Origin of the sequence: Mycobacterium sp. E342, from assembly GCF_001667665.1 — a bacterium.
In the GTDB taxonomy this organism is placed as follows: Bacteria; Actinomycetota; Actinomycetes; order Mycobacteriales; family Mycobacteriaceae; genus Mycobacterium.
In genome coordinates this window covers 1-4882 of sequence record NZ_LZJM01000181.1, presented here as the reverse complement: position 1 = coordinate 4882, position 4882 = coordinate 1, and the positions used below count along the sequence as shown (strand labels likewise).

Here is a 4882-nt window from a genome sequence, read left to right as displayed (position 1 = left end):
GATCTCGACCAGCCGGTGGAGTTCTGGCCGACCTCCGCCATTCGCGCCGCGCTGCAGGGCGGCGACATCGCCACCTGGAAGCGCATCGCCGCCGCGTTGAAGCGCGATCCGTACGGCCGGACCGCGCGCCAGGTCGAAGAGGTGCTCGAGGGCACCCGGCCCTACGGCATCTCCAAGGCGCTGTGGGAGGTGCTGGAACGGGCCCGCACCCACCTGGAGGCCAACGAACGCGCCGAGGTGGCCCGCCATGTGCGGCTGCTGATCGACCGATCGGGCCTGGCGGAGCGGGAGTTCGCCTCCCGCATCGGGGTGGCCGCCGAGGAGCTCACCGCCTATCTGGACGGCAGCACCAGCCCGTCGGCCGCGTTGATGATCCGGATGCGGCGACTGTCGGACCGGTTCTTCAAGGTGAAGTCGGCGCGTTCGCCCGAGTCCAACTGATCGTCACCTGATCGGCAGCACGTCCGCCACCAGCCAGACGTCGTTGTGCTTGGTCAGCGCCACGCGCAGCGCCGGCGCCGACTGGCTGGGCGGTTGCCCCGGCGTGTTCTGGGTGACCCGCAGGATCACCGCCACGCTGGCCGCCGACGGACCCAGAGCCTCGACCCCGGCCGACAGGGTGTTGGCCTGCGCGGTGACGTTGTGCTGGGCCAGTTCGGCGCTGGACTTCGCGTACTGCTCCTTGAACGCGGCGGCATGCTCCGGGACGATCAGCGCCGTGGCCCGGTCGATGGAGCTGTCCGGAGCTCCTGGGGTGAACGACGCCATCGCCTCCGCCATCCCGGTGGCGACCCGGACCACGTCGCGGGAGTCGTCCTTGAATTGCCGGTCCGACCGCGTCCAGTGGGTGTATCCGGTGACCACCGCGGCCACCAGCGCCGCCGTGCACAGGAAGACGACGGCCAGCCGCAGGCCCGGCGCGTCGTCGTCGGTTCCGACGCTGACCGAATCGCGGCGCAGCAGCCAGAAATTGACGCCGACGCCCTCGACGATCAGCAGCACCAACACCGAGCACACCGACACCCACCACAGCGGCCAGCCGAGCACCAGCCCGATCGCCAGCAACGCCGCGACCGCAGCCAGCGGGGCCAGGATGTCGAACGCCAGGAGGCGCCAGATGTTTCTCATCGGATCGACTCCAGACCCGAGATCATCAGCTTGCCGTCCACGTTGACCACGTCGAGGCGCAGATTCCAGTGCACCGTCTGCGGTTTGGCGCCGGCGTTCTCGCTGACCGACGTCGCGACCAGCAGCACCGAGTCCATCCGGCTCGCGAACGGCGGCAGCTTGGTGGTGACCACCGGGCGGGAGACACCGGGCTGGGTGTCCAGGTCGCGGTGCACGGTCTCGACGGCCACCGCGTCGATCCGGCCCGCGCTCTTGGACTGCAGCTTCTCCACCACCTGGCGGTAGGGCTGCATCGCCGCGTCGAAATCGGTGTTGAGTTCGCCGACCGTCCCGTCGTGCAGCCGCTGCAGGCTGCCGTCGACGTTCCCGCTGTTCATGTTGATGAGCACACCCGTCCAGTCCGCGGCGGCCTGCATGACGCCGGTGAGGTAGCGGCGTTCGGCGGTGTCGTCGCGGTGCCCCGACCACAGGAAGAACCCGAAGACGATCGCCGCCACCGACAGCACCCCCAGCACGGCCGACGCGATGCCGTACGGGGAGAACATCGGGCCGCCCGCGGTGTCGGGCTCGTCAGACTCGCCGTCGAGGGTTTCGTCGGGGCCGGCGACGTCCGCCTCTTCCGGGGTCGCTGGCTCGGTGGGCTGGCCGTCGGACATGGCCCGATCGTTGCATCCGACGAAGATGGAAGGATGGCGGGGTGACTGTAGAGGCCATTCGCTCGGGCATCGACCTGAGCTACGTCGACGCCGAGACCCGCCCCCAAGACGACCTGTTCGGCCATGTCAACGGCCGCTGGCTGGCCGAATACGCCATACCGGCGGACCGGGCGACCGACGGCGCGTTTCGTCACCTGTTCGACCGCGCCGAAGAGCAGGTGCGCGACCTGATCATCGAGGCCAGCGAGACGGGCGCCGCGCGGGGCAGCGACGAGCAACGCATCGGCGACCTGTACGCCGGCTTCCTGGACGAGGCCGCCGTCGAGCGCCGCGGCCTGCAGCCCCTGCTCGACGAGCTGGCCACCATCGACGCGGCCGTCGACGCGGACGCGTTGGCCGCGGCGGTGGGCGCGCTGCAGCGCACCGGCGTGGGCGGCGGCGTCGCGCTCTACATCGACACCGACGCCAAGAACTCGGCCCGGTATCTGGTGCACTTCACCCAGTCCGGCATCGGGTTGCCCGACGAGTCCTACTTCCGCGATGAGCAGCACGCCGAGGTGCTCGCGGCATACCCCGGTCACATCGCGCGGATGTTCGGGCTGGTGTACGGCGGCCCGCCCGAAGCGCACGCCGAAACCGCGGCCCGCATCGTCGCGCTGGAGGGCAAGCTGGCGGCCGCGCACTGGGATGTGGTCAAACGCCGCGACGCCGACCTCAGCTACAACCTGCGCACCTTCGCGGATCTGCAGGCCGAAGGCAAGGGCTTCGACTGGGGCGGCTGGGTGAACGCATTGGGCGGCACACCGCAGGAGTTGGCGGAAGTCATTGTGCGCCAACCCGATTACCTCACTGCGTTCGCCGCCCTGTGGGCCGGCGGCGACCTGGCGGATTGGCAGGATTGGGCCCGGTGGCGGTTGATCCGCGCCCGCGCTCCGTGGCTGACCGACGAGCTGGTCGCGGCGGACTTCGACTTCTACGGCCGCCTGCTCACCGGGGCCGAGCAGATCCGGGAACGCTGGAAGCGGGCGGTGTCGCTGGTGGAACACCTGATGGGCGATGCCGTCGGAAAGCTGTACGTGCAGCGGTATTTCCCGCCGGACGCCAAGGCCCGCATCGACGCGCTGGTCGACAACCTGAAGGCCGCCTACCGCCAGTCCATCAACGAGCTGGAGTGGATGACGCCGCAGACCCGGGAGCGGGCGCTGACCAAGCTGGACAAGTTCGTCGCCAAGGTCGGCTACCCGGCGAAGTGGCGCGACTACTCCAAGCTGGTGATCGACCGCGACGACCTGTACGGCAACTTCCAGCGCGGCTACGCGGTCAACCACGACCGCGAGCTGGCCAAGCTGGGCGGACCGGTCGACAAGGACGAGTGGTTCATGACGCCCCAGACGGTCAACGCCTACTACAACCCCGGGATGAACGAAATCGTCTTTCCCGCGGCCATTCTGCAGCCGCCGTTCTTCGACCCCCAGGCCGACGACGCCGCCAACTATGGCGGGATCGGCGCGGTGATCGGGCACGAGATCGGGCACGGCTTCGACGACCAGGGCGCCAAGTACGACGGCGACGGCAACCTGGTGGACTGGTGGACCGACGCCGACCGCACCGAATTCGGCACCCGCACCAAGGCGCTCATCGAGCAGTACGACGCGTACAACCCCCGCGCGTTGGGCGCGGGCCACCACGTGAACGGCGCGTTCACCGTCGGGGAGAACATCGGCGACCTGGGCGGGTTGTCGATCGCCCTGCTGGCCTACCAGCTCTCGCTGAACGGCCGGCCCGCGCCCGTCATCGACGGCCTCACCGGTGTGCAGCGCGTGTTCTACGGCTGGGCCCAGGTGTGGCGCACCAAATCCCGTCAGGCGGAGGCGATCCGGCGGTTGGCCACCGATCCACATTCCCCGCCGGAGTTCCGCTGCAACGGCGTCATCCGCAACATGGACGCCTTCTACGAAGCGTTCGACGTCGCCGAGGGCGACGCGCTGTTTCTCGAACCACAGCGCCGGGTCAGGATCTGGAACTGACGGGTACGGCCACCGGCTCGATCCGGGCGGGCACGTGCTTGTGCCACGGCGTGCCGGCGTAGGGGTCACGCCATTGGGTCGGGGTGAGCGCGTTGGGGGCGACGCCCGCAACCAGGGTGTGCCCGTCGCCGTCGACATAGTCGAGGCCAAACCCGTTGGGCAGGGCCGCATGTCCGGCCAGCATGGTCTCGGTGATCTCGACGGTGGCCTCGACGCTGCCGGCCGCGGTGCTGATGCGGGCCCGGCACCCCTCGACGAGTCCCAGGGCTAGTTCATCCAGTCGGCGGAGCCGTCGTTCTTCTTGTAATTGCCGCCGCTGGAGTTCTTCACGACGATGGGATCACCCGGGCCGAAGTTGTCGAAGAACCACTTGGCGTTGGTGGGGCTGATGTTGATGCAGCCGTGACTGACGTCGCGCTTGCCCTGGTCGTCCACCGACCACGGCGCGCTGTGCACGTAGTCGCCGACGTTGTCGAAGCGGACCGCGTCCTCCACCGTCACCTTGTAGCCGTAGGTCGAGTTGACGGGGACCCCGTAGGTCGACGAGTCCATCACCACCGACGCCTTCTTGTCCTGCACGTAGTAGGTGCCGTTGGGGGTCTGGTGGTTACCGGACGTCATCCCCATCGACATCGGGAAGGTCTTCTCCACGGCGCCGTTGCGGGTGATGGTCAGCTGATGCGTGGCGTCGTCGGCCGTGGCGATCAGCGTGTCGCCGGTCTGGAAGTTGGTCACGGTGCCGCCGGCGTCGACGGTCACCGCGGTGTGCGCCGGCCAGAAATTGATCGGGCGCCAGCGCAGCTGGGTCGGCGTCATCCAGTAGAACTTGCCCGCGACCGGCGGCACCGACGAGACGTGCACGGCGGCGATCGCGGCGTCGGCGTTCTCGACCGTTCCCGGGAAGTTGATGATGATCGGCTGGCCCACACCCACGGTCGAGCCGCCCTTGGGCACGAACGAGGGCGGCCCGAACGGCGCCGTGCCCGTGAACGGGGTGGGGTTCTGCCCGTCGGCCGAGGCCGCCGCCGGCTGCGCCACCTGCGGCATCCACGGGGGCGGCGGTGGCGGCGG

Annotated in this window: 5 protein-coding genes and 1 pseudogene; 2 read left to right on the top strand and 4 right to left on the bottom strand. The window is 69.3% G+C overall.

Annotated elements, in window-relative coordinates:
• Nucleotides 1-441 (top strand): XRE family transcriptional regulator (locus tag A5692_RS13315; RefSeq protein ID WP_197514450.1); only part of this gene is annotated, 441 nt, incomplete at its 5' end.
• A gap of 3 nt (nt 442-444) precedes the next feature.
• Here A5692_RS13315 and A5692_RS13310 read toward each other — a convergent pair.
• Together A5692_RS13310 and A5692_RS13305 are read right to left on the bottom strand one after the other, a co-directional pair.
• Nucleotides 445-1128 (bottom strand): hypothetical protein, encoded by a 684-nt coding sequence (locus A5692_RS13310; protein WP_068056691.1) that lies wholly within the window; start codon nt 1126-1128, stop codon nt 445-447.
• Nucleotides 1125-1784, bottom strand: coding sequence for a hypothetical protein (locus A5692_RS13305; RefSeq protein ID WP_068056689.1), 660 nt, complete (start codon nt 1782-1784; stop codon nt 1125-1127). Before A5692_RS13305 ends, A5692_RS13310 begins: the two co-directional genes overlap by 4 nt.
• Before the next feature lie 41 nt (nt 1785-1825).
• Between A5692_RS13305 and A5692_RS13300 the strand changes: the two genes are divergently transcribed.
• Nucleotides 1826-3811, top strand: a complete 1986-nt coding sequence (locus tag A5692_RS13300; RefSeq protein ID WP_068056687.1) for a M13 family metallopeptidase — start codon at nt 1826-1828, stop codon at nt 3809-3811.
• On the opposite strand, the pseudogene A5692_RS13295 reads toward A5692_RS13300, so the two are convergent.
• A pseudogene (locus A5692_RS13295) lies at nt 3795-4088 on the bottom strand (molybdopterin dinucleotide binding domain-containing protein); the annotation flags it as partial. The gene A5692_RS13300 and the pseudogene A5692_RS13295 sit on opposite strands and share 17 nt — an antisense overlap.
• On the bottom strand, nt 4079-4882 hold an 804-nt coding region (locus A5692_RS13290), incomplete at its 5' end, for an Ig-like domain-containing protein (protein WP_068056692.1). The pseudogene A5692_RS13295 and the gene A5692_RS13290, both read right to left, overlap by 10 nt.